At 36.1% G+C, this 25,602-nt stretch carries 26 protein-coding genes; 16 read left to right on the forward strand and 10 right to left on the reverse strand.

Annotated elements, in window-relative coordinates; genetic code table 11:
* Positions 1-132: 132 nt before the first annotated feature.
* Complete coding sequence (locus B5X51_RS10705; RefSeq protein ID WP_079721180.1) at positions 133-840, reverse strand: DUF4197 domain-containing protein; 708 nt, start codon at positions 838-840, stop codon at positions 133-135.
* Positions 841-904: 64 nt separating this feature from the next.
* Entirely contained in the window at positions 905-1,756 is an 852-nt protein-coding gene (gene purU, locus B5X51_RS10710; RefSeq protein ID WP_079721181.1) for a formyltetrahydrofolate deformylase, read from the reverse strand.
* Between the two features lie 141 nt (positions 1,757-1,897).
* Between purU and B5X51_RS10715 the strand changes: the two genes are divergently transcribed.
* Positions 1,898-5,353, forward strand: a complete 3,456-nt coding sequence (locus B5X51_RS10715; RefSeq protein WP_079721182.1) for a methylmalonyl-CoA mutase family protein — start codon at positions 1,898-1,900, stop codon at positions 5,351-5,353.
* A 452-nt stretch (positions 5,354-5,805) separates the two neighbouring features.
* Positions 5,806-6,420, forward strand: coding sequence for a MarC family protein (locus tag B5X51_RS10720; protein WP_079721183.1), 615 nt, complete (start codon positions 5,806-5,808; stop codon positions 6,418-6,420).
* A 10-nt stretch (positions 6,421-6,430) separates the two neighbouring features.
* On the opposite strand, the gene B5X51_RS10725 is transcribed toward B5X51_RS10720, so the two are convergent.
* Positions 6,431-6,835, reverse strand: a complete 405-nt coding sequence (locus B5X51_RS10725) for a hypothetical protein (RefSeq protein ID WP_079721184.1) — start codon at positions 6,833-6,835, stop codon at positions 6,431-6,433.
* 116 nt (positions 6,836-6,951) lie between these two features.
* Here B5X51_RS10725 and B5X51_RS10730 point away from each other — a divergent pair, with 116 nt between their 5' ends.
* The 4 genes from B5X51_RS10730 (at position 6,952) to B5X51_RS10745 (ending at position 9,928) form a co-directional block, all read left to right on the forward strand.
* The gene (locus B5X51_RS10730) at positions 6,952-7,407 is read left to right on the forward strand and encodes an Lrp/AsnC family transcriptional regulator (RefSeq protein ID WP_079721185.1); all 456 of its coding nucleotides are present in this window, start codon (positions 6,952-6,954) and stop codon (positions 7,405-7,407) included.
* A 209-nt stretch (positions 7,408-7,616) separates the two neighbouring features.
* Positions 7,617-7,811 (forward strand): DUF1328 domain-containing protein, encoded by a 195-nt coding sequence (locus B5X51_RS10735; RefSeq protein ID WP_079721186.1) that lies wholly within the window; start codon positions 7,617-7,619, stop codon positions 7,809-7,811.
* Positions 7,812-7,917: 106 nt separating this feature from the next.
* The gene (locus B5X51_RS10740; protein ID WP_139374878.1) at positions 7,918-9,342 is read left to right on the forward strand and encodes a hypothetical protein; all 1,425 of its coding nucleotides are present in this window, start codon (positions 7,918-7,920) and stop codon (positions 9,340-9,342) included.
* 28 nt (positions 9,343-9,370) lie between these two features.
* Positions 9,371-9,928, forward strand: a complete 558-nt coding sequence (locus B5X51_RS10745) for a DUF1684 domain-containing protein (protein ID WP_245828742.1) — start codon at positions 9,371-9,373, stop codon at positions 9,926-9,928.
* A 5-nt stretch (positions 9,929-9,933) separates the two neighbouring features.
* Here B5X51_RS10745 and B5X51_RS10750 read toward each other — a convergent pair whose 3' ends face one another.
* From B5X51_RS10750 to B5X51_RS10770, 5 genes are all read right to left on the reverse strand, one after another.
* Positions 9,934-11,049, reverse strand: a complete 1,116-nt coding sequence (locus B5X51_RS10750) for a porin (protein WP_079721188.1) — start codon at positions 11,047-11,049, stop codon at positions 9,934-9,936.
* Positions 11,050-11,157: 108 nt separating this feature from the next.
* Positions 11,158-12,399 (reverse strand): ammonium transporter, encoded by a 1,242-nt coding sequence (locus tag B5X51_RS10755; protein WP_079721189.1) that lies wholly within the window; start codon positions 12,397-12,399, stop codon positions 11,158-11,160.
* Between the two features lie 30 nt (positions 12,400-12,429).
* Positions 12,430-12,768 (reverse strand): P-II family nitrogen regulator, encoded by a 339-nt coding sequence (locus B5X51_RS10760; protein ID WP_079721190.1) that lies wholly within the window; start codon positions 12,766-12,768, stop codon positions 12,430-12,432.
* A 169-nt stretch (positions 12,769-12,937) separates the two neighbouring features.
* Complete coding sequence (gene crcB, locus B5X51_RS10765) at positions 12,938-13,312, reverse strand: fluoride efflux transporter CrcB (protein ID WP_079721191.1); 375 nt, start codon at positions 13,310-13,312, stop codon at positions 12,938-12,940.
* Between the two features lie 6 nt (positions 13,313-13,318).
* Complete coding sequence (locus tag B5X51_RS10770) at positions 13,319-14,350, reverse strand: SRPBCC family protein (RefSeq protein ID WP_079721192.1); 1,032 nt, start codon at positions 14,348-14,350, stop codon at positions 13,319-13,321.
* A gap of 302 nt (positions 14,351-14,652) precedes the next feature.
* Here B5X51_RS10770 and B5X51_RS10780 point away from each other — a divergent pair, with 302 nt between their 5' ends.
* Positions 14,653-15,039, forward strand: a complete 387-nt coding sequence (locus tag B5X51_RS10780) for a pyrophosphohydrolase domain-containing protein (protein WP_079721194.1) — start codon at positions 14,653-14,655, stop codon at positions 15,037-15,039.
* A 229-nt stretch (positions 15,040-15,268) separates the two neighbouring features.
* Here B5X51_RS10780 and B5X51_RS10785 read toward each other — a convergent pair whose 3' ends face one another.
* On the reverse strand, positions 15,269-16,336 hold the full coding sequence (locus tag B5X51_RS10785) for a branched-chain amino acid aminotransferase (RefSeq protein ID WP_079721195.1): 1,068 nt from the start codon (positions 16,334-16,336) through the stop codon (positions 15,269-15,271).
* Positions 16,337-16,439: 103 nt separating this feature from the next.
* On the opposite strand from B5X51_RS10785, the gene B5X51_RS10790 reads away from it, so the two are divergent.
* The 3 genes from B5X51_RS10790 (at position 16,440) to B5X51_RS10800 (ending at position 18,601) form a co-directional block, all read left to right on the forward strand.
* Positions 16,440-16,946, forward strand: a complete 507-nt coding sequence (locus B5X51_RS10790; RefSeq protein ID WP_079721398.1) for a DUF4920 domain-containing protein — start codon at positions 16,440-16,442, stop codon at positions 16,944-16,946.
* Between the two features lies 1 nt (position 16,947).
* Positions 16,948-17,622, forward strand: coding sequence for a tRNA (5-methylaminomethyl-2-thiouridine)(34)-methyltransferase MnmC2 (gene mnmD / locus B5X51_RS10795; protein ID WP_079721196.1), 675 nt, complete (start codon positions 16,948-16,950; stop codon positions 17,620-17,622).
* 70 nt (positions 17,623-17,692) lie between these two features.
* Positions 17,693-18,601, forward strand: coding sequence for a TIGR01777 family oxidoreductase (locus B5X51_RS10800; protein ID WP_079721197.1), 909 nt, complete (start codon positions 17,693-17,695; stop codon positions 18,599-18,601).
* A 69-nt stretch (positions 18,602-18,670) separates the two neighbouring features.
* Here B5X51_RS10800 and B5X51_RS10805 read toward each other — a convergent pair whose 3' ends face one another.
* Positions 18,671-19,339, reverse strand: coding sequence for a YceI family protein (locus B5X51_RS10805; protein ID WP_079721198.1), 669 nt, complete (start codon positions 19,337-19,339; stop codon positions 18,671-18,673).
* Positions 19,340-19,495: 156 nt separating this feature from the next.
* Between B5X51_RS10805 and B5X51_RS10810 the strand changes: the two genes are divergently transcribed.
* From B5X51_RS10810 to B5X51_RS10835, 6 genes are all read left to right on the forward strand, one after another.
* Positions 19,496-20,089, forward strand: coding sequence for a nucleotide exchange factor GrpE (locus tag B5X51_RS10810; RefSeq protein WP_139374879.1), 594 nt, complete (start codon positions 19,496-19,498; stop codon positions 20,087-20,089).
* 30 nt (positions 20,090-20,119) lie between these two features.
* Positions 20,120-21,247, forward strand: coding sequence for a molecular chaperone DnaJ (gene dnaJ / locus B5X51_RS10815; protein WP_079721200.1), 1,128 nt, complete (start codon positions 20,120-20,122; stop codon positions 21,245-21,247).
* Between the two features lie 301 nt (positions 21,248-21,548).
* Entirely contained in the window at positions 21,549-22,478 is a 930-nt protein-coding gene (locus B5X51_RS10820) for an ABC transporter ATP-binding protein (protein WP_079721201.1), read from the forward strand.
* Positions 22,471-23,763, forward strand: coding sequence for an ABC transporter permease (locus B5X51_RS10825; protein ID WP_079721202.1), 1,293 nt, complete (start codon positions 22,471-22,473; stop codon positions 23,761-23,763). Before B5X51_RS10820 ends, B5X51_RS10825 begins: the two co-directional genes overlap by 8 nt.
* Positions 23,764-23,766: 3 nt before the next feature.
* A complete protein-coding gene (locus tag B5X51_RS10830) occupies positions 23,767-24,699 on the forward strand; it encodes a mechanosensitive ion channel family protein (RefSeq protein ID WP_079721203.1) in 933 nt (310 codons plus the stop codon).
* Positions 24,692-25,600, forward strand: coding sequence for a DUF6268 family outer membrane beta-barrel protein (locus B5X51_RS10835; protein ID WP_079721204.1), 909 nt, complete (start codon positions 24,692-24,694; stop codon positions 25,598-25,600). Before B5X51_RS10830 ends, B5X51_RS10835 begins: the two co-directional genes overlap by 8 nt.
* The last annotated feature ends 2 nt before the right edge of the window (positions 25,601-25,602 follow it).

The following is a 25,602-nucleotide window of genomic DNA, read 5'->3' on the forward strand; positions in this document are numbered from 1 at the left end:
CAGCACCGCAAAGGATTGCCAAGTATGCGTTAATCTTAATCTAAAATATTTTTCTTTATTCTTTAAAATGTTAAAAAATTAGATAAACGGTTTTTTAGAAGATTTGTCTAAATTTTAGCATATAGCTTTAAACTAATATTGCCTGTCTTGTAGCGCAAATACTCGCTTTAGTAATCCAGTAGTTCTTGCAGAAACTTTTTCCCTAATTTCTTTTTCCTCAATAGCAATCATAGTATACACTCCTTCAAGAGCCTCTTTGGTAACATAATCTGCAAGATCTGGATTAACATTGTTGGTTAGAGGTAAACTATTATATCGGTTAATAATATCACCCCAAACCCTGGTAGCGCCCACTTTCTCCAGTGAATTAGTTACTACCGGATTGAAATTACTATAAAGTGGTTCTTCGGTTTTACTGGTAAGATATAAAGTGGCCGCATCATTTTGGCCCAATAAAATATCCCTGGCATCATTAAACGTAATCTCTTTTACGGCATTCACGAAAATAGGAGTTGCTTCTTTAACTGCTTCTTCTGCAGCCCTGTTTAGTACTTTTAGACCTTCATCGGCTAAAGCGCCTAAACCCACATCTCGAAGTGTTTCATCTACTTTTTGCAATTCTGTGGGAAGCGTTATTCTTACCAATTCATTACTATAGAATCCGTTTTCTTTGGTGAGTTTGGTGACTTGCTTTTCAATGCCCATATCTAAAGCCTCTCGTAAACCTGAAGCTATTTCAGTATTACTTACGCCTACTTGTGGGTATTGACTGGCAATTTCCTGAAGTTCAGCACAAGATGAAAATAATAAAATACTAAGGATAAGGCATAATTTTTTCATTGCGTTGCTTTTTTTACAAATGTATCATTTTTGTACGAAGATGAATTGGCCTGGAAAAAAGCTACTAGGTAAAAACTATAGTCTTGTTGTTAAAAACCAGTGTTTTTCTCTCAATATGGTATTTTATTCCATTGGCTAAAACAATTTTTTCTAAGTCCCTTCCTTTTAAAATAAGGTCTTTAATTGAATGGCTATGTGAAATGCGGGTAATATCCTGTTCAATTATTGGGCCTGCGTCGAGCTCTTCAGTTACATAATGACTGGTAGCTCCAATTATTTTCACACCTCTTTTGTAGGCCAGGTGGTATGGCTTAGCCCCGGCAAAGGCAGGTAAGAAAGAGTGATGAATATTAATGATTCTATTCGGAAAGGCTGCTATTAAAGATTTTGGGATAATTTGCATATACCTGGCCAGCACAATAAAATCTACTTTTTCCTTTTGAAGCAATTCTAGCTGTTTTTCAGCAGCTTCTTCTTTTGTATTAGCTGTTACAGGAATATGATAAAACGGAATTCCAAAATTTTGCGCTACCTGTTCAAGGTCTTTGTGGTTGCTAATAATTAAGGGAATAGACACCTTGAGTTCGCCCGATTTATACCTGCCTAAAATATCATATAGGCAATGATCATATTTAGAAACAAAAACTGCCATTCTGGGTTTTGCATCGGCTGAGTACATTTCCCAGGACATATTGTATTTTTCAGCTACAGTTTCCTTAAATTCCTCTTTAGTGTTGCTAATACTGGTTTGAGCAGTAAACTCACATTCTAAACGCATAAAGAAAACAGTATTCTCTAAATCTACATATTGATCTATATAATTAATATTGCCGTGCCTTTTGTAAAAGAAGGAAGTAACATTGGCAATAATTCCAGAAGTATCGGGACAATGAATTAGGAGCGTAATTTTTGGCATAACACGGCTTTAAGGTCCTAAAATTAAACATTTCATGTTGGTTCAAAATAGCAGAAATGAGAATTATATTAATATCATAGTAGGAGCTTAAGAATTACAATTTTCGTAAATTGCAGGTCCAAAATTCAGAGATAATTAGCAATGGAACAACAAAAGCCATATACCCCTAAAAATAAAATAAGAATCGTAACCGCAGCTTCGCTCTTTGATGGGCACGATGCCGCTATAAATATAATGCGTCGTATTATTCAATCTACAGGAGTAGAGGTAATTCATCTTGGTCACGACCGTAGTGTAGACGAGGTTGTGAACTGCGCTATACAGGAAGATGCACAAGCTATTGCGATGACTTCCTACCAGGGTGGGCACACAGAGTATTTTAAGTATATGCACGATTTACTTCAGGATAAAAACGCCGGTCATATCGCTATTTTTGGTGGTGGGGGTGGAGTAATTCTTCCTGAAGAGATAAAAGAATTGATGGACTACGGAATAACCCGGATTTACGCACCAGATGATGGGCGAGAAATGGGACTCCAGGGAATGATCAATGATATGGTGAAGCGGGTAGATACTGAAACTCGCGACTTGGTTGAAGAAAAATCTGTTGCTGAAGATTTAAAGAATAAGAATGTAAATACTATTGCCAGACTGATTTCCCTGGCTGAAAATAAGCACGATACTTTTCTACAGCATTTCCATCCGTTAAAAAAGGCAACCGATAAGAGTGAAATTCCGGTTCTTGGAATTACAGGAACAGGTGGTTCTGGAAAATCTAGTTTGGTAGATGAGTTGGTACGCCGATTTTTAGGTGATTTCCCAGAAAAAAACATCGGAATTATTTCAGTAGATCCTTCTAAAAGAAAAACCGGCGGCGCTTTATTGGGAGATAGGATTAGGATGAATGCCATAAACAATAAACACGTTTATATGCGTTCCCTGGCTACCCGCCAATCTAACCTGGCGCTTTCTAAACACGTGGCTGAAGCTGTTGAGGTTTTAAAAGCGGCTGAATTTGATTTGATTATCCTGGAAACATCAGGAATTGGCCAAAGTGATACCGAGATTATGGATCATTCTGACGTAGCTCTATACGTAATGACGCCAGAATTTGGAGCCGCTACTCAGTTAGAAAAAATCGACATGTTAGATTTCGCCGATTTAGTGGCTATCAATAAATTTGATAAACGTGGAGCTCAGGATGCCTTGCGTGATGTAAAAAAACAATATCAGCGAAATCACCAATTATGGCATGAAGACGCTGAAAAACTTCCGGTTTTTGGAACCATCGCCTCTCAGTTTAACGATCCTGGGATGAATACCCTATATCGTCAAATTATGGATAAGATTGCTGAAAAAACCAAAGCTGATTTGAATTCTACCTTTGAGATTTCAGCAGAAATGAGTGAGAAGATCTTTGTAATTCCACCAAAACGAACACGTTATCTTTCAGAAATTGCCGAAAATAATAGAAGCTACGATGAGAAAGCCGCTAACCAGGCTGAAGTGGCGCAGAAACTATACGGAGTTTTTAAAACTATCGAGTCGGTTTCAGGTTTGGAAATGACAAACAATCAATCTAAATATTTAGAAAAACACGGAATTAATCAGGAGGAAATAAATGAGTTTGCCGAAGATTCCCAAAAGGATTTTCTAAAATTACTTTTCGCAGAATTTGACCGGGTAAAAATGGATTTAGATCCTTACAACTGGGAAGTGATCCAGGGCTGGCAGGAAAAGGTGAATAAATATGTAGAACCTATTTATTCATTCAAAGTTCGCGATAAAGAGATAAAAATAGATACGCATACCGAGTCGCTTTCGCATACTCAAATTCCAAAAGTTTCACTTCCAAAATATAAAGCCTGGGGCGATATTTTAAAATGGTGTCTTCAGGAAAATGTTCCGGGAGAATTTCCATATACCGCAGGTCTTTATCCGTTTAAAAGGCAGGGCGAAGATCCTACAAGAATGTTTGCCGGTGAAGGTGGGCCAGAGCGTACGAACCGCAGGTTTCATTATGTGAGTATGGGATTACCTGCAAAAAGGCTTTCTACCGCTTTTGATTCTGTAACGCTTTACGGAAATGATCCAGATGAACGTCCCGATATTTATGGGAAAATTGGAAATTCCGGGGTTTCTATTTGCTGTTTAGATGATGCTAAAAAGCTTTATTCAGGCTTTGATCTTGCAGATGCTATGACATCGGTAAGTATGACGATAAATGGACCTGCGCCTATGCTGCTTGGTTTCTTTATGAATGCGGCCATAGATCAGCAATGTGAGAAATATATTAAAGAAAACGGACTAGAAGACAAGGTTGAAGCAAAATATAAAGAGCTTTATGATGATCGCGATTTAGACCGTCCCGTTTATCGCGGGGAACTACCCGAAGGAAACAACGGACTTGGCTTAATGCTTTTAGGGCTTACAGGGGACCAGGTTCTGCCGGCAGAGGTTTACGAAGACATCAAAGAGAAAACTATTAGCGTGGTTCGCGGAACCGTTCAGGCTGATATTTTAAAAGAAGACCAGGCGCAAAACACCTGTATCTTTTCTACGGAATTCGCTTTGCGTTTAATGGGCGATGTTCAGGAACATTTTATTAAAGAAAAAGTAAGAAACTTTTATTCGGTTTCAATTTCAGGATATCATATTGCTGAAGCGGGTGCAAATCCAATTACACAGTTGGCTTTTACCCTGGCCAATGGTTTCACTTACGTGGAATATTACTTGAGCAGGGGAATGGATATCAATAAATTCGGGCCAAATCTTTCTTTCTTCTTTTCTAACGGAATAGATCCCGAATATGCTGTAATAGGAAGAGTGGCACGTAAAATTTGGTCTAAAGCACTGAAACATAAGTACGAAGCAAACCCAAGGGCACAAATGTTGAAATATCATATTCAAACTTCAGGAAGATCGTTGCACGCCCAGGAAATAGATTTTAATGATATTAGAACAACGCTTCAGGCACTTTACGCGATCTATGATAACTGTAATTCATTACATACCAATGCGTATGATGAAGCGATCACCACTCCTACCGAAGCATCGGTGAGAAGAGCGATGGCGATTCAGTTAATTATTAATAAGGAGTTAGGACTTGCTAAAAATGAAAACCCAATTCAGGGCTCTTTCATTATTGAAGAATTAACCGATCTGGTAGAAGAAGCCGTTTTAACCGAATTTGACCGAATTACAGAAAGAGGCGGAGTTCTTGGTGCGATGGAAACCATGTACCAACGTGGGAAAATTCAGGAGGAAAGTTTGCATTACGAAACTTTAAAACATAATGGCGATTACCCAATTATAGGGGTAAATACCTTCTTAAGTTCTACCGGTTCGCCAACGGTTACTCCTGGCGAAGTGATTAGAGCCACAGAAGAAGAGAAGCAACATCAGCTTAAAACTTTGACTACGCTTCATAAAGCCAAAGAAGATTTGGCTGAAGAAGCTTTAGAGAAAATCAAAGAGGCGTCTATTAAAAATGAAAATATTTTTAAAGAGTTGATGGAAGCCACCAAAGTATGTTCGCTGGGGCAAATAACCCAGGCAATGTTTGAGGTTGGTGGACAGTATAGAAGAAATATGTAAGCAGAGAGCCACATTCTCAAAGCAAAAAGCTTTGAGAATGTGTGCGAATCGCTTATCCCGATGAGCTTAGCGAATCACAGCTTTAATCCCTCCAGAGGGTTTAATTCCCCGAGGCTAGCCTCGAAATTTCAAAAAGTTTTTTCCAATTCATACCGCATGGGCTTGCCCCAAGGTTTTTGACTATAGAGTTATTGATAAATCATCCCAATGGGCGAAAGCTTCATTGGGATTTTTGATTTTAAGCTAGTTCTTACTTTAGAAATTCAATCCTGTAACAAAATAATTCCCACTGTGATTTCTTCAATTTTCTAAAAATTCGATATGTTAATCACTAAGTTTTAAGGTGCTTAAAACTTTTGTCTTTTTTGTTGGGTGGGGCTAATTTTTCAGATTAATTTTGCAGATTGTTAAATTGCAACTTGTAACTACGTAAGTGAAAAAAATATAAATCTATGGAAAATATCTGGTTATACGCTATAGGGGCGTTCACAGCATTTTTCGCGATCAATAATCCAATTGGAAATATCCCAATATTCCTTAGCTTAACTAAACAAGCCGATGGAAAAAGGAAGCGGTTTATTTCTAAAAAAGCGACTTTCACAGCCTTTGTGATCGTAACAGGATTTGTACTACTAGGTAAATATATCTTTCAGCTTTTTGGATTAACTATTCCTGCCTTTAAAATTACAGGTGGGATTTTAGTGTTTTTTGTTGGTTTTGAAATGATAAGGGCGCAACAATCCAGTATTGATAACCAGACAGAAGTAGATTTTAACGAAGGAATTTCTATCTCTCCTTTGGCAATTCCAATTCTTGCTGGTCCTGGAACAATTGTTACAGCGGTAAACTACACCACAACTGCAAGCTATATGGATATGGGGATTATTGTGGCAATGTTTGCTTTAATAATGTTTTTAAATCACCTGGCTTTTATTTCCAGTGAGTATTTAGTGCGTTTTATTGGTCAAAATAAGATTATTGTGATCGAAAAAATAATGGGACTAATAATAGCAATTATTGGAACCAACATGCTCATAGAAGGTGTGAAACTAGCTTTTTATGAATAACAGATCTTAATTAACTTCTTCTAAGTTGTTGAGTCCAATCAGCGATCATTTTATCAAAAAGATGAATTTCTTTCTTCAATAGAATTAAAAACTCACTTTCTCTTACGCCAGAAAATTCAAGGTTTTTACAGAGTAATTTTAAGCTTTTGCTTGCTTTTCTAATGTTTCTAACACGTTCTAATCTGGAGCTATAGTTTTTTGCTGTTGCTACAGAGGCAACACCGGGAGCAAGTAGTAGAGATTCATTAACCAGGTCTCCTGCATATCTATCTTTTGGGCAGGCAGAAATACTCATTTCCAACACATGCTTATCTTGCGTAAAATGTATTGCCATCGCCCTGGAAAGTTTAAAGATCTCTAAAGCTTTATGGTAAACCGGTGATTGGTTGGTATTGTATGGAAAAACCTGTGACATTAGTTATTAATTTCAGCATAAAATTAAAGAGAAATTAAATAGCTCCACTTAATGTTTTAAGCTCAGAAATATATTTTACCTTTGATTAAATGGTATTACTTATATAAAACTTTAATATGCAAACTGATGAACTTAATTGGGCTATTTTAATCCGCTTACAAGAAAACGCCAGATATTCTTTTGCTAAAATTGGACGGGAAATAGGGCTTAGCTCTCCTGCAGTAGCAGAAAGAGTAAAAAAAATGGAAGATGCGGGAATTATAAAGGGTTATAAGACTCAAATATCTTATCATCAAACAGGCTACCAGTTAAAAGCTATAATTACCCTTCGCGCCTTTATGGGAAGATTAAAACCTTTTTTGGAAAAGGTGAAAGAATTTAAAGAGGTGATTAACTGTTATCGTATCACAGGGAATGAAAATATTATCATGGAAGTTGTTTTGAGAAACCAGGCTCATTTGGAAGAATTTATAGATAAACTAATCACTTATGGTGAAACCAAAACCCATATTGTGCTGTCTCAGGTGGTAGCATTCGCTCCAATAGATAAGAATACCACAAAATTATCTTAATTTTTGACAGGCATTTATTTTAATGCTATTCTAATGGGTCGTTTTTAATTCTATTATTATGCTTTTCAGTTAAAATACATGCTTTTTTGCGTCTATTTTAACTAAAACCTGATTGCTATATTCGGTTTAGTTAAATAATAGCAAATTGTAATTTTATTAATAGCACAACGACTATACTCTCGCTATTTTTACCAAAAAGAAATTGCATTATGAGAAAGTATAGTACATTGTTCCTAATTATAGCAGCCTTAACCGGTGCGATAGGATTTTCCGGTTTAAATTTTGCCGGTATTGAAGTAGTGAGGGTTTTGTTTTTAATCTTTGCAGATTTACTTGTAGTTTCGTTAGTTGCCCGTCTTTTCTTTAAAAACGACAATTTAAGATTACAACGCGTTAAAAAATAAAATATAGCATCTATAATATTTATGTGGCCTTCATCTTATGATGAGGGCTTTTTTTATGCATGATCTTTGATATCTATGCTTATATTTATATTAATTATGTGATGTTATGATGAAAAAGATACCTTTTTTAGTTTTACTTCTAAGTTTTATTCCTCAACTGGTAAGTTCACAGGAAATAAAAATTCCTTTGGGTACTATTGTAGATTCAATACCTATTAGTGATACTATTGAAGAAGGTTTTGCTATTTACCTGCCACGAAATTTTGATGAAAAGAAAGAGTGGCCGGTAATTTTTGTATTTGATCCTCAAGGTAGGGGAAGAGCAGCTGCCCAACTTTTTAGAACTGTAGCAGAAAGGCAATCTTATATTATTGTGGCATCTAATATGAATTTAAAGGAAGATTCTTTAAAAAACAACATTACTAAAATAGGTTCTTTAATTAATCAGGTAGATGGTATGTTTACTATAGATAGGGAGCAGGTTTATTTAGCTGGGCTCTCTGAAGGTGGGCAACTGGCAACTGCACTACCCTTTATTTACAATAATATATCTGGAGTTTTAGCTATAGAAGATGCCTGGTTGAATACTGATTATTTAAATACTAACAGTAAATTTATGTTTAGTGCAGTTGCCTGTGATAATAAGAATACAAGACAAACTCTAGTGGAAATAGAAGCTTATCTAAATGGAGAGGATTTTCCAACCGAAATTAATTTTTACACTTGTAAGGGAAAAGTAGAATGGCCTGTTGGAGATGTGATTGAAAATGCTGTAGCAGGATTTACATTACTTGCCATAAAAGAAGAAAAAAGACCTAAAGATATTGACTTAATTAGAAAACTGTATAATGCAGAAGTGGAACATGCCCAGGTTTTAAGGCGCACTCGTAATTATTATCAGGCATTTGAAAAACTAAAACAAATTGAAGATAAGTATGATGATTTTGGACTGGAGATAGATTTGGGTGACGAAATAAAGAATATTAGGCGGAATAAGGCTTTTAAGCAGCAAAGGCGAGATTATCGAAACGCTATAGCTGAAGAAAATACAAGAAGGGAGGATTACATTTACTATATGGATGCCGATGTGATGATCTCTAATTTTGAAAATATTGGTTGGTGGGTGTCCCAGGTTGATGAGTTAAAAGAGCGAGTAGAAAAGTCAAGTGGACCAAAACAAAATATGGCAAACAGACTTCTTGGATTTCTGGATAGTCTTAGTAAGAGTTATTATGATAGTTATGTGAATTCCCAGGCTAATGCCAGATCAAAAGTATTTGTGAGTATTCTTCGCACTATTTTCGATAAGAATGATCCTGAAGCATATCTTAATATCATTAAAATTGCCGGTCACGATGGAGATCACGAGACAGCGCTCTTGTATCTGGAAGATTTACTTAAAACCGGATTTAAGGATATGCAGGCATTATATGATATTGAAGGTATTTTAGATCTAAAACTAAGTAAAGCATATAATGAGAAAATCAGGGAATATCTTGGAGAAGCAAAGTATTATAATGCTGATAGTTAGGCCGAAATTGCTTTTCTTATTTTTCTTAATGATATCTGTTTCAGCTATTGCTCAGGAAAAAAGTGTGGTAGAATTTCAGCGGGATATGAATGAAAAATTTAATGATCCAGAACGCACTCCGCTTTCAAAAAAAGATTTAGCTGAATTTAAAAACCTGGATTTCTTCGAGATTGATTCTGCTTTTAAAGTGAAAGCTCAATTTTTAAGAACTCCGGCTGAAGCTCCTTTTAGAATGCAAACAACTACAAATAGAAAGCCTGTGTACGTAAAATATGGAGAATTGTATTTTAGTATTAAAGAAAAAGACTTTAAACTAGATGTTTATCAAAATCAGGAGTTAATTTCAGATCCTGAATATTTTAATTACCTGTTTCTACCTTTTACAGATCTTACCAATGGAGAAACCACCTACTCCGGCGGACGATATTTGGACTTAAGGATACCGGAGGGTGATTCCATTTTTATAAATTTTAATAAAGCATATAATCCATATTGTGCTTATAATGGTGATTATTCCTGTCCTATAGTTCCTGCTGAAAATAATTTAGAGATAGCTATTACAGCAGGAGTGAAGAACTTTAAATAATTAGTTTAGAACGCATAAACCGCGGCCAGTACAAAAGATGAAAGCTTATCGGTTCCATCTAAATCAGAATCAACAAAAACCGGTGATGAAGTATTTGAAACTTTATCAAGCCGTATTTCGGGTTTAATAGTTAAGCTTCCAACAGTGTAATTGCCGGTAAGCGTAAAATCTATTGTTTCAGCATCAGCGCCGTAAACAGGGCCGCCATCTTCCAGTTCTTTAAAATATTCAGCTCTTAAACCAATAGCAAAACTATCAGACGTTTGAAACTGCGGATATAATGCTGCTCCGTAAAAACCTACCCCATCTGTAGTAGTGTAAGTTGTATTCAGCCCAAGGTAAAAAGCCTCAGTAAAATCCCAACCGGTAGTCAAATCTATCTGAAACGTTGCTTCGCCTGAAATTGGCATTTGCTCACCATATAATAGGTTTAGGTATGCGCTTCCTTTAGTATTTGAATACCCTAATTGACCACCAAAAGAATATTTTCCGTAGGGATTAAATTCAGTCCAGTCTGTAGGGTTCATTATGGCCAACATTGCGCTCCAGTGATCATCTATCGTGAAATCTGCTTTAATTCCGGTATGGGAAAAAGGTCCATATGAAAACATATAGGAAGTGGAATAGTTGAAATTTGCAGCCGGTGAAATAACTTCATACCCCAGGAAAGTATTGAAATTTCCCATTGTTAAAGTTACCGCATCTGAAACATTCCAGTAAGCATATAATTGATTTACAATATTACTGGGTGCTGCTGAAGCGAAGACGGCATCTTCCCCACGAGGGCCAAAAACCAGGTCGGCCACAAAACCTACTTTCTCCCCTTCGTAACCTAAAATCACATTAGCCATTCCAATGGCGAAACCGGGATCGTTGGCAAATGAAGAAGCGGGAGCTTGCGGGCTGGCAATAATATTACCTGCTTCATTGTACTCGTACTTATTTAGGCCATTAATATTTGTTCTGAAGTAAGTATCTATAGAACCACTAATACTAAAATTAGACATAAAGCTTTCAACTTTAGTTTCTTCAGTTTCCTGTGCCTGCAAGTTATTTCCGGCAGCAAAACAGATTCCTAAAAGGAATATTTTTCGGATATTTGTAACGGTAAATTTTTTCATAATAAAAGTCTTGTTTAATAAGTTGAAATGTGTTGAGCAAAGCTGTATGGAAGGTTTACTTTATAGGAGCGCTCCGCCAAGCGCTCCTTTTTATTTTTAAGCTTTAATTTACCTATCGTGAGCTGTTCCAAATTCGGCATAAGCATCCATACCGTGTTCGTGAATGTCCAGTCCTTCAGTTTCTTCTTTTTCTTCCATTCTTAAGCCCATGGTCGCTTTAATAATAGAGAGAATTACGAATGCAGAAATACAACAGAAAGCACCAATTATTCCCACGCCCGCTAGCTGGGTAAGTAATTGATCAAAGCCTGCCATACTTCCAAAGATTCCTACAGCTAGTGTTCCCCAAATTCCGCAAGCAAGGTGAACAGCTACTGCACCAACGGGATCGTCCAGTTTTAGTTTATCAATAAGGGAAACTCCAAATACAATAACTCCTCCGGCTACTAAACCAATAAGTACGGCATCAAAAGGAGACATAAGATCTGCACCTGCTGTAATCCCAACCAGTCCACCTAGAATTCCGTTTAAGAACATAGTTAAATCGTAGTTCTTATAAGCAATCGTTGAAACTAAAAAAGCTGAAATACCACCGGCTGCGGCAGCAAGACAGGTTGTTACCAGTGTAATAGAGGTTAAAGAAGGATCGGCAGAAAGAACTGAGCCGCCATTAAACCCAAACCAACCCAACCAAAGGATAAAAACACCTGCCGTTGCCAATGGTATATTGTGTCCCGGAATGGCATGAGATTGCCCATCTTTTCCGAATTTACCTAAACGAGCTCCCAATAAATAGATGGCTATTAAAGCTCCCCATCCACCTACTGAATGAACCAGGCTAGAACCGGCGAAATCGTAAAAACCAATTCCATCTAAGAAGCCGCCGCCCCATTTCCAGGAACCTATAATAGGATAAACAATGGTGATATAGATCACAGAGAAAAGCATAAAGCTTCCCAGTTTAATTCGTTCTGCAACTGCACCGGAAACTATGGTGGCCGCGGTTGCCGCAAACATTCCCTGGAAGAGAAAATCTGTCCAGTAAGTGTATCCTTGGTTATAAGCTAAGTCTAAAGCACCATCTGCCACAGGTGCACTTAACCCAAAAAGGCCAAAGAAATAGTCGGGAATTATTCCGGCTAGAAATGAGCCCGGATACATTAGATTAAATCCAAGAATAGCATAGGTTAATAATCCGGCACAAATAATAAATACATTTTTAAACAGGATATTGATGGCATTCTTTTGTCTTGTAAGCCCCACTTCAAGAAGTGAGAAACCAAGGTGCATAAAAAAGACCAGTGCAGTACACACCATCATCCAAACATTGTTAGTAGTAAGTAATTCCATAAAAGTGGTTTTTTATAATGAGTTTATATTTTAAGAAAGAGAGTCGGTTCCTTTTTCTTTAGTTCTTATGCGGTAGGCTTCTTCTACCGGTGTTACGAAAATTTTTCCATCACCCACAGAGCCTGTATGGGCAGCTCTTAAAATGGTTTCTACCGTACTATCTACATTGTGATCTGATACTACCAGCGATATCTTACGTCGCTGTATATCACTAGTGCTGTAAGATACTCCACGATAAACGTGACCTTGTTTTTCGTTACCTACCCCGGTAACATCCCAATAAGTGAAGAAGTTTACTTCAGTTTCATGAAGTGCTTTTTTGACTTCATCAAATCTGGATTTTCTAATAATCGCTTCTATTTTTTTCATAAAACTTTGTTTTTACTGATGTAAAAGTAAAAAATTATCATAACACCCTTAAAAAAATAGGGGTTTCGATGTAATTAATATGAATTAAACAAAAACAACCCCTATAAATTTAGGGGTTGTTTTTTAAAAAGCGTAAGTTTTGCTTAGTTTGTAGTTTTTTGGAGATGTGTTAGGTGAGTTTGGAGAGAAAAAGACCTAAAAAGACAGCTAAAATTCCAATAATTATACTTCCAAAGGCATAAAAAAAGAAATTTAGATAGTCGCCCGAACGTAAAAGTGCTTGATTTTCAAGAGTGAAAGTGGAAAAAGTGGTGAACCCCCCGCAAAAACCTACGGCCAGGAATAAAACAATATTAGAATTAAAGAATTCGTATCTGGCAGCGAAGCCTATAAATAGACCAAGCAATAAGCTGCCAATAATATTTACGGTAAAAGTGCCGTAGGGAATGAAAAAGCTTTCAGAATTTAAACTTTTACTGATTAGATATCGCAATGCACTACCCAGGCCGCCACCTAAAAAAATCAATAATAGTTGTTTAAGCATAAGTGTTTATTTAATAGGAATATAAAGATGGGTAATCCATTTTGCCGGATTTGCAACATCCTCAGGCGAAGTTAAGTGAACTTCAAAATTGTTAGCGTTCTCTGCAATTTCAAGATCATTTGTTTCAATATAATTATAGGCAGTATCCCAGGCTTCCTTGAGGTTCTTATAATCTCCCTTTAGTGTGGTTTTTAAAACTTTTTGGTTAGGCATAAGTCCGGTTAAAATTTCACTTGTGGCAGGAGTTATTACCTCACTAGGGGTAAATATACCTGCCGAAAAAATTGCTGTTCCAGATGTCTCGTTCCATTCATTGTATAAAACAAAAGGATTTCCGTTTTTCTCAATTTCGTTTTCATCCATATAGGTAGAAACTTCGGTAAACATAGATGCCATTTTTTCATCTACCTGGCTAATTTTACTGGCGGTAGTAGTGTACATGTAATAACCCCCACCGTGCTGAATAACTCCGTCTACACTAATCGTGTACTTATCCATTTTATTTAAAATAACGCTTTCCATATTGTTAAGTCCTTCTTGAAATTTTGGACGCATCATTTCAGTAATACTTTGTTCCTGAAAGATGAAAGCCAGTTTTTCCATAAAGCTTTGATGGCCTTTTATTCCCCAGGTCACTTCTGTTCCATTTTTAATCTCATTAAATTCCCAATAAGTCTGGCTTGTAGATTCTCCAAATGGGGTTTTAAAAATAAGTTCCTGTTCTATCTCAGAAAAAGGTTTAGCCGAAATTGTTTTTATTTCACCATTACCGGCGCTTTCACTTTTCCAAGAATAACTGGCACTATCTCCGCTGGTTTTGGCTCCATATTCAATAATCATATCATTGGTTGCAGTAGACCAGGGCTCCCAGTTTTCCCAATTTTTTAGTTCGTTTACTTCCTGGAAAACCATTTCTACAGGTGCGGTAATTACTTTGGTCTCTTCAATTTGATAATTTCCATCTTTTGTGGCAATATAAATTGAACCTGCAATAATCACTATCAGTAGTAAAAAGAAAAGGTATTTTAAAATTTTCATATAGGTTGGTTTAGAAATGGGAGTATCTATTTTAATGAATAGGGAATTTAGGGATTTAAAAAGGTTTTAAGAACAAATAGCAAACCTATAAAGGCAAGAAAAGCCAGAAGTACCCATATACTCCCTTTATATTGTTTTTTATGTAATAAAGTATCTTTTTTATAGCTAATTATAATAATGATCACAAAAACGACTACAAATAAGCCTGCGAAAACGAGTTGGCCTGTACTAAACATTTTATTTACTTTTATGCAAAGTTAAGGTTTTAGGCTTAATCTGTAATTGATTTAAATTATATTAAAATGAAGAAAAGACTCTCCGCAGTAAAGGAATTTCATAAAAGCTTTAAATTAGGAATTTCTGAAGATCCGCAGGCGTCCCTGGGAACTAAAAAGAACAGGTTGCGATATGAATTAATGAAAGAAGAGAACGAGGAATACCTTGAAGCAGCAAATAACGGAGATCTCACTGAAGTGGCTGATGCCCTTGGCGATATGTTATATGCTTTGTGCGGAACGATTATAGAACATGGACTGGAACATAAAATTGAAGCCGTTTTTGATGAAATTCAACATAGTAATATGAGTAAGCTTGATGAAAATGGAAACCCAATATATAACGAAATGGGCAAAGTGATTAAAGGACCGGACTATGTAAAGCCGAATATAGCGAAAGTGCTTAAAGACTGATTTTTGGTTTTTTAATCGAGTTTATGCCTTTTCCTGGGGAAAAACAAAACTATTTTGGCATAAAACTTCATAAACTACCTCGGGGCAAGCCCACGAGGCATTCGTTGGAAACAAATTTTTAATTTCGAAGCAAGCGTCGGGGTATTACACCCTTTGGCGGTGCCAATAAAAAAACCTCACAGAATATTTCAATCTGTGAGGTTTATTTTTTTTGAAAATATCGGTAATATTATTTTACTAAATGTCTCCAACCGTGCTTGTCTTCTGCCTGGTTGTATTGAATTTTCATTAGTTGGTCTTTAAAAGATTTCCCGTAAGAATCTTCCATTGTTGGAAGTTCAAATTTCTCGTCTTTATATCCAAAACCAGAAATTGGATTAATAACCGTTGCGGTACCAGAGCCAAAGATTTCTTTTAATTCGCCTTTTCTTGCTGCTTCAACAATTTCAGAAACTTTTACTCTTCTTATTTCTACTTCAATATTTAGATCTTTGGCCAGGTCTATTACACTTTTTCGGGTAACACCATCTAAAATTCTATCGCTCGTTGGCGCCGTAATTAGTTTATCGCCAATTCTAAAGAAGATATTCATTGTTCCGGCTTCCTCCAGGTAGTCATGCGTATTGGCATCGGTCCAGATAATTTGTTGAAAACCTGCCTCTTTTGCAAGATTGGTAGGATAAAATTGTGCAGCATAGTTTCCGGCAGCTTTTGCAGCTCCAACACCACCATCTGCGGCGCGGCTGTATTTTTCTGAAAACTGAACCCTTACTTCACCGCTATAATAAGCTTGTGCAGGCGAACAAATAATCATGAATTTATATTTGGTAGAAGGGTTTGCAGAAACGCATTCTTCGGTGGCAATTACAAAAGGACGTATGTATAAGGAGTTTCCAAAACCTTTTTTTATCCAGTCTTTTTCAAGTTTTAATAACTCCTCTAATCCGCTAAAGAAAAATTCTTCCGGAAATTCAGGAATAGCTAACCTGGCACTGGATTTATTAATTCTTTTATAATTTTCGTCTGGTCTAAAAAGCCAAATTTGGTCTTCTTCATCTTTATAGGCCTTCATTCCTTCAAAAACGGCCTGTCCATAATGAAATACTTTCGCCGATGGATCCATTTGTATTGGACCGTAAGGCCTTATTTTAGGGTTTTGCCATTCTCCATTTACATAATCACATTCAAACATATGATCTGTGAAAATCTCGCCAAAAACCAGGTTATCAAAATTTACTTCTTCAATTTTGGATTTTTGGACTTTGTTAATTTCAAGCTGGTTAGTATCGTATTTCATTATCATTAGTTTAGTTAACAAATTTACCTAAATTAAAACAGAATCAAAATCTAAAGTTTTGGTAAATTTGTTTGCCTACAAGGTTTTAACCAATAATAATAATATGAGAAAAATAGCATTCATACTTAGCTTATCCCTAATTTTTGTAGCTTGTAAAGAAGAAAAATCTAAAGAAGAAGCTCAAGTTTTAGACGAATCTATTCCTGTTTCATATAATTCTTTTGGTGCTGAAATTTCTGCAGAGAATTCTTTAACTAAGGCTGAGGCGCTTAAACAATTTGAATCGTTAAAACCGGGCGATACTATAGACCTTAAATTTGCTTCAAAAATCAAGACTGTTTGTAAAAAGAAAGGTTGCTGGATGATTTTAGAGCTTCCGCAAGAAGAGGAGGTAAGGATTACCTTTAAAGATTATGGTTTTTTTGTTCCTAAAGACAGTGAAAACACAGATGTAATTGTACAAGGGAAAGCTTTTTTAAACGAAATGTCTGTTGAAGATCAAAAACATTATGCTGAAGATGAGGGGAGATCTGAAGCCGAAATCGCAGCGATTACTTCTCCTGAAATATCCAGGGCTTTTATTGCAAATGCGGTACTTTTAAAACAATAAAGTGGAAAGAAAAATCATAAAAACCGGCGATGGTTCGGTAACCATACATTTAAGCGATTGGGACGAACAATACCACTCTAAACATGGGGCGATACAGGAAGCGCAACACGTGTTTATAAAAATGGGTTTGGAATATTGGCTTGGTCTAAATAAAGAAAAAAATCTTTCTATCCTGGAAATAGGTTTTGGCACCGGTCTTAATGCGTTTATCACTTTTCTTGAAGCGAAAAAACTTCAGCTGAATATAAACTATACGGGGGTAGAAGCTTATCCTGTTGCTAAGAATGAGATAAGTGAATTGAATTATGCCGAAAAGCTTTCTGCAGAAAATCAGCTTGATTCTTTTCAAAAAATGCATCAAATCCCGTGGAATGAGGTAGCGACTATTTCTGAAAATTTTCAGCTTGAAAAGCAACAAAAACGTTTTGAAGAAATTAAAGATCTCAATACATACGATTTAGTGTATTTTGATGCTTTTGGTGCCAGGGTACAGCCAGAACTTTGGACGGAAGAAATTTTCGCTAAAATGTATGCCGCAATGAAAAACAATAGCCTTTTAGTTACTTATTCAGCAAAAGGAAGTGTGAGAAGGGCAATGCAAACTGCAGGTTTTATAGTTGAACGGCTTCCCGGTCCTCCAGGTAAGCGTGAAATGTTAAGAGCTTTAAAAAACTAAGCAGAATCGCTGTTAAATAGGTGGTAATATTTAGCTAAGGTTTATTGTTGTTATTATCTTGTAAAGAAAAATGCGTGTACTAATTACAGGAGCTACCGGTTTAATTGGAACAAGAATTAGCCAGCTATGCCGAGATAAAGGAATAGAAGTCCATTATCTTTCTACCAGCAAAGAAAAGTTGGAAACGAAAGAAGACTATAAGGGCTTTTACTGGAATCCAAATGAAAATGAAATTGATAGTGATGCCATACAAGGTGTTGATGCTATTATAAACCTGGTAGGTGCCAGTATTGCTGAGCGCTGGACACCAGAGCAGAAAAAGACCATTCTAAAAAGCCGAACCGAAACGGCAAAATTACTCTACAAATGTTTACAGGAAAATGAGCACCAGGTAAAAAACCTGGTTTCTGCCAGTGCTATTGGAATTTACCCCAGTTCGCTAGAAAAATTATACACCGAAGAAGATAAAGGCGTAGATGATTCTTTTGTTGGAGAAGTGGTGGTTAAATGGGAAGAAGCAGTAGATAATTTTAAAGATCTGGGGCTTGAGGTTGCTAAGATTAGAGTTGGTCTTGTGCTTGCGCAAAATGGAGGTATGCTCCAAAAACTCAAGGAGCCGGTGAATTTTAATGTAGGCTCACCACTTGGTAATGGCAAACAATGGCAATCCTGGATTCATATAGATGATATAAGTGGCATTTTTATGTTTGCCTTAGAAAACCAATTAACGGGTATCTATAATGCGGTAGCTCCAAACCCTGTGACTAATAAAGAATTGGTGAACGAGGTGGCTTCAAAATTGGGAAAACCGGTTTGGTTGCCCAATGTTCCAAAAATAGCCCTGAAACTGGTTTTAGGAGAAATGTCTCATCTTGTGTTATCCAGCCAGTTGGTGAGTAGTGATAAGATAGAGCAGGAGGGTTATACCTTTAATTATGTAAATCTTGCCAAAGCCCTGGAAGATTTGATAAGTAAATAAAATAGTAAACATAAAAAGAGGCTGCCAAATTTCTTTGACAGCCTCTTTTTATACGTATTACAAATCTTATTAAGCTTTAGTAGCTTTTAGATTGATCTTTAAAGTAATATCATCACTTACAAAGTTATCTCCTAATCCATCAAAAACAGATTTAGATCCAAAGTTTACATTCCAATTTGTTCTGTCTATACTAAACTCTTCACTGGTAATTTCAATGCTATCATCAGATTGATTAATGCTAACCGGGAAAGTAATATTTTTAGTTTTCTCTTTAATGGTAAGGTTACCAGATAACATTTTTTGACCTTCTTTTTCAGTAATCTCAGTTACCTCAAAAGTAGCTTCCGGATATTTTGGAGCATTAAAGAAGTCACCTTCTTTTCCTTCTACAGTACCCATTAAGTGAGCTTCAAGGTCTTTTTTATCTTTTCCTTCAAGATCGGTAACGGTAATAGATTGCATGTCAATTACAAAATTTCCGCTTTCAATAACACTATCATTAGCGCTAAAAGTACCTTCAGTAAATTTTATAGTACCGGTATGAGTATTTGTTGGCTTACTTCCTTTCCATTCAATTATAGAAGTTGCCGTATCTACCTTAAACTCCATAGCTTCGGCTTGTGCAGTTGCTGCATCTTTAGCTTCAGAAGTTTCTGCCTTATTTTTATCGTTTTTACACCCAATAACCACAGTTAAAAAAGCTGCAATTACAAAAGTGCTTAAAATTGATTTCTTCATTTTGTTAAAAATTTAGTTTTTATTTAGTTCGCGAAATTACATAAACTAGAAATGCGTTAGTGCTAAATATTTATTAAATCGTAAGAATGACATTTTGACATCGAATCATTATTGGCAATGATTTTGACCCGATGAGCGTATATTAAAATGAAAAAAATGAGCAAGAATAAAAAAGATATAAAGGAAGACCTACAGGACAAAGCTGTTAAGGATCAAGTTGAAGATGTTATAGATGAAGCTATAGAGGAAGTTGAAAACGATAAAGAAGGGAAAGATGCTAAGGGTGAAACGCCTGAACTAACTGAGGAAGAGCAGTTAAAAGAAGATCTTCAGAAAGAAAAAGATAAGTTTTTGCGCCTTTTTGCTGAATTTGAAAATTATAAGAGAAGAACTTCAAAAGAAAGATTAGAGTTGTTTAAAACTGCCAATCAGGAAGTGATGACCGCCATGTTGCCAGTATTGGATGATTTTGACAGGGCTTTAAATGAATTACATAAATCTGGTGATGAGAATTTAATTCATGGAGTAGAGCTTATTCATAATAAACTCAAGGAAACCCTTAAGAGCAAAGGCCTTGAAGCAGTAGAGGTGAAAGAAGGTGATGCTTTTGATTCTGAGATTCACGAAGCCATAACTCAGATACCTGCACCTAAAGATAAACTTAAAGGCAAGATAGTTGATGTAGTAGAGCAAGGTTATAAACTAGGAGAACGTATAATTAGGTATCCTAAGGTGGTAACCGGGAAATAAAAAGCTTTTTAGAATTCGCAAAATGAGACCATGAAAGAAGATTATTACGACATATTAGGCATAAGTAAAGGAGCTTCAGCTGCCGAGATTAAAAAGGCATACCGAAAAATGGCCATTAAGTATCATCCAGATAAAAATCCCGGAGATACCGAGGCTGAAGAAAAATTTAAAAAATCGGCTGAAGCATACGAAGTACTAAGCAACGAAGATAAGCGCGCCCGTTACGACAGGTTTGGTCACCAGGCATTTGAAGGTGGAGCTGGCGGTGGTGGCTTCGGCGGAATGGATATGGACGATATATTCAGCCAGTTTGGAGACATCTTTGGTGGTGGCTTCAGCGGTGGCGGAGGTTTTTCTGGTTTTGGCGGTGGCTTTGGCGGTGGTCAAAGACGCGTTAAAGGAAGCAACCTTAGAATTAGGGTAAGTCTTACTTTAGAGGAAATAGCTAATGGTGCCGAGAAAAAGATTAAAGTAAAGCGAAAAGTGCAGGCACCCGGCACTACTTATAAAACCTGTACTACCTGCAAAGGTACAGGCCAGGTAACCAGGGTAACCAATACTATTTTGGGTAGAATGCAAACTGCTTCCCCTTGTACGGCTTGCAGTGGCTCTGGACAAATAATAGATAAAAGACCACCTGAAGCAGATGCTCACGGCTTAGTGCAAAAAGAAGAAACGGTTTCTATTAAAATTCCTTCTGGAGTTGAAGATGGAATGCAGTTAAAGGTTTCAGGAAAGGGTAATGAGGCTCCCGGAAATGGAATTGCTGGAGATTTACTTGTGGCTATAGAAGAGAAAGAGCATCACAGCTTACAAAGAGAAGGTGATAACTTGCATTATGATTTATATATCAGTTTATCTGAAGCGGTTCTTGGATCTTCAAGAGAAATAGATACCGTTACCGGAAAAGTGAGAATAAAAGTTGAAGAAGGAGTGCAATCTGGAAAAATTCTTAGGCTTAGAGGTAAAGGAATAGGCAATCTTAATGGCTACGGAAAAGGAGATTTACTAGTACATGTGAATGTATGGACACCTAAAAACCTTAACAAAGAACAACGTGATTTCTTTGAAAGAATGGCTGAAGACGAGAACTTCCAGCCTAATCCGGAGAAAAGCGATAAATCATTTTTTGAGAAAGTAAAAGATATGTTTTCTTAGAACCCTGCTTTTAAGAAAAAATTTATATATTTGATTATCACTAAGTCTTTTAGTGATAATTTTTCTTTTTCATAGCAATTTTTTTCCCATCCTTAATTTATTAAGGGTGGGTTTTGTTTTTTATAGCATTTATGAAAACCTTATTTTTTTCTTAATGCAAAACATCTCTCATGCTATTTCAATATATTTACTCATCAAGTGTTTAGTTAAACACCTTAATTTTGAAGCGAGATTCATTTTTTTTTAAGACTAATAACTTGTAAGCCTTAATAATAGGAATTTATTTATATCAACTTTCTATATGGAAAACCTTTTAGTAGCAGAAAATATTTACAAGCAATTCGGCAATTTTACTGCACTAAACAATGTCTCGATAGCTATTCCTCGTGGTAGTATATTTGGTCTTTTAGGGCCTAATGGAGCAGGAAAAACTACACTTCTTAGAATAATTAACCAAATTACCATGCCAGATAAAGGGCAGGTTTATTTAGATGGAACACCTTTACACCCTAAAGACATTGCGCATATAGGTTACCTGCCGGAAGAACGCGGACTTTACAAATCTATGAAAGTTGGAGAGCAAGCACTTTATCTTGCCCGGTTAAAAGGACTTTCTAAAACTGAAGCCAAGGAACGCCTGGAATATTGGTTTGAAAAACTACAAATTGAAGGCTGGTGGGATAAGAAAATCCAGGAGCTTTCTAAAGGAATGGCACAAAAAATACAATTTATCATCACAGTTCTGCATCGTCCTAAATTGCTGATTTTTGATGAGCCATTTAGCGGTTTTGATCCTGTTAACGCCGGTTTAATTAAGAACGAGATCCTTCAGCTTAAAAAAGAAGGGGCAACAATACTTTTTTCTACACACCGTATGGAAAGTGTAGAGGAGTTGTGCGATTATATGGCTTTAATTCACCAATCAAATAAATTGTTGGATGGTAAAGTTTCAGAAATTAAGCGAGCCTATAAATCTAATACTTACGAAGTTGGTCTTGAATCAGAAAATAACACTGCCTTGTTAAACGAGTTAAAGGAGAAATTCGTGATAGGAAATACTAATTTTAAGAGTATAAATGACGATCTTAAATTAACAATTCAATTAAATAACGGAGAAACACCAAATCAGCTTTTAGACTATCTAATAGGGAAAGCCAGAATAAACCATTTTGTAGAAGTTATTCCTTCGGTAAACGATATTTTCATTAAAACTGTCACTCAAAATGCGTAATCTAAAACTTATAATTCAACGAGAGTATTTGGCGCGGGTGAGGAATAAAACCTTTATTATCATGACTTTTTTAAGTCCGCTGATTTTGGTAGGAATGTTTGCTTTAATCGCTTATTTAAGTATGCTTAATAGTAGCGAACAGCGCATTATTGGATTGTATGATGAAACCGAAATGTTTGCTTCAGAATTTAAAGACCAGGAGCATGTTCAATATTTAGATTTATCTGGAAAACCTCTTGAAGAGGCAAAAAAAATGGTGAATGAGCAAGATTATTACGGACTCATTTATATTCCTGAAAACCTTAATAATAATGTAGAGGGTGTTCAGTTTTTTGGAAAGGAATCTCCCGGTTTGGGAACCATTCAGGCTATAGAAAAAACTATTGCCGATAGACTTACACGGGAAAAACTTATTGAGCGTGGTATTGATGTTAACCAGTTAAATGAAGCCAGAACAGAGGTTAGAATTGAAATACAAAATTTTGCTGGAGAACGCACCTCGAAAATGTCTAACTACATAAAAATGTTTTTTGGTGGTGCAGCAGGTTATTTATTAATGATGTTCATTATCATTTATGGGAATATGGTAATGCGTAGTGTGATTGAAGAAAAAACCAATAGGATTATTGAAATCATAGTTTCTTCGGTAAAACCTATTCAACTTATGATGGGTAAAGTGTTGGGTACTTCTTTAGCTGGGATTACTCAATTTGCTATTTGGGTGCTCCTGGCCAGCGTTTTGGCAATAACTTCATTTTATGTTTTAGGAATAGATATCTTCACGGTGCAGAAGTCACAACTAGAAACAGTTGAACAGATAGCACAACCAGAGATAGCTCAATTGGTCATTGATGTAATTAATTTACCAATTCTAAGCCTGGTAATATTTTTCCTTATTTATTTTATTGGTGGTTACTTTCTATATAGTGCGATCTATGCGGCAATTGGTGCTGCAGTAGATAGCGAGACCGATACCCAGCAGTTTATGTTTCCGGTTATTTTGCCGTTAATGTTAGGGATTTATGTGGGTTTCTTTTCGGTGATAGAAAATCCTCACGGTAGCATTTCTACTATTTTTTCTATGATTCCGCTTACTTCACCTATTGTGATGTTAATGCGTATTCCATTTGGGGTACCCTGGTGGGAATTAGCAATTTCGGTTGGGATTTTAATCGTTACCAACTTTGGAGTGATATGGCTTGCTGCTAAAATATATAGGGTGGGAATTCTTATGTACGGTAAGAAAGCGAGTTACAAGGAATTATTTAAATGGCTTAAATATTAAAATATGCAGGAACAGAAAAATCCAGAAACTACAGAAGTTATAAAAGAAGTTGTTGAAGAAGATATTTGGGGTAGTCTCGTAGATCTATGGAATTTTGTTCTTTTTCCTATAGAAACCGGTGAAAATACCGTGCATATTACCATAGGAAATATTCTGCTTGTTATTTTCGCTTTTTTGCTTACCAGTATTGTCCTGAGGTTAATACGGTCTTTTATTACCGATAAACTTCAAGAGGGAGACAAGCACAAGTTTATAAGCATTTTTAAATTTATTAAGTATTTTGTTTACTTAGTGGTGATACTTATTACTTTGAGTTCGGCAGGAATAAATATTACCATAGTTTTAACAGCTTCAGCTGCACTTTTTGTAGGTATAGGTTTAGCTTTACAGGAGTTTTTCCAGGATATTATTGGTGGGGTTTTTATCATTCTGGATAAATCTCTTTTAGTTGGAGACGTTATTGAAATGGAAGGAAGAGTAGGGCGGGTTTTTCAAATAAAACTGAGAACCACTCGCGCCCTAACACGAGATGATAAGGTGATGATAATCCCTAATCACAAGTTTATGAGTGATGTGATATTTAATTATACTCAAAACCATGAAACTACAAGAGAATTTGTTAGCGTTGGGGTTGCTTACGGCAGTGATACAAAAAAAGTGGAAGATCTTTTATTGAAATGTGCGCTAGAAAATAAGGATGTTATGGAAAGTCCAAAGCCTTTTGTGCTTTTCGATGCTTTTGGAGATTCTTCTCTGAACTTCTCTCTACATTTTTATGTGACTGATAGTTTTGTAGACCCCAAAATAAAGAGTCAACTTAGATTTAAAATAGACGAAGAATTTAGGAGGAATAGCATCACCATTCCGTTTCCACAGCGGGATGTACATTTCTACCCAAATAAAGACTATACCCAAAATTTATCAAAGAATGAATAAGACCTTTAAATTTATAGCTTTCTTTTTGCTGGGCGTTGTAACTTTTCCGGCTATGGCTCAATCTACAGATTTAGCCAGGATAGAATATACTTATTTTCCACAGTCAGATTCAGATAATTCCTTTAGAAGATTCAGAACATTTGTAAACTTTCCTATAAAACTTAATGATAAGGATGCTTATTTGATACCTGGAGTAGAATACCGGAATGTAAATTTTAAGTACGAAAATGATGAGACTTTTTCTACAAGTTACCTGGATCGTTTTCAGTCTTTTACCGGCAAGATAGGCTATACTTTTAAAATGAATGATGTATGGCGTTTTGGAGTTGAGACCGGAGTTAAAGTTGCCTCTAACTTTACAACCAGTGAGTTGGTAAGAGATGATTTTATTTATACCGGTTCGGTATATTTTATAAAGATAAAAGAAGATGAACGTTATGTAGAACCCTGGCGTTTAATTTTAGGATTAAGCTACTCCACAACAACAGGATTCCCTTTTCCGCTACCGGTTATAAATTATTATAAACGTTTTGATGAAAAATGGTCTTACGGGCTTGGAATTCCAAAGACCAATCTTGTACATTATTTTAATGATAAGCACCAGGTGCAGGGTTTTGTAACTTTAGATGGTTTTTTTGCTAATGTTCAGCAAAATTTTAATCCTTTTCCCCAAACCAACCCCAGCGCTAATAGGCTTGCGGAAAGTATGTCAATGACTATTGTATTAAGCGGTTTGGGATATCAATATAATTTTACCGATCATATATCATTTTATGCATACGCCGGTTATACCGTAATGAATGATATTAGGTTGCGAGATAAAGACCGGGAAGATATTTATACAATAGACGACACCAATACATTCTATGCCCGTAGCGGCTTAAAATTTAGTATTTTATAATT

It is taken from the genome of Salegentibacter holothuriorum (assembly GCF_900168045.1).
GTDB classification, from domain to species: domain Bacteria; phylum Bacteroidota; class Bacteroidia; order Flavobacteriales; family Flavobacteriaceae; genus Salegentibacter; species Salegentibacter holothuriorum.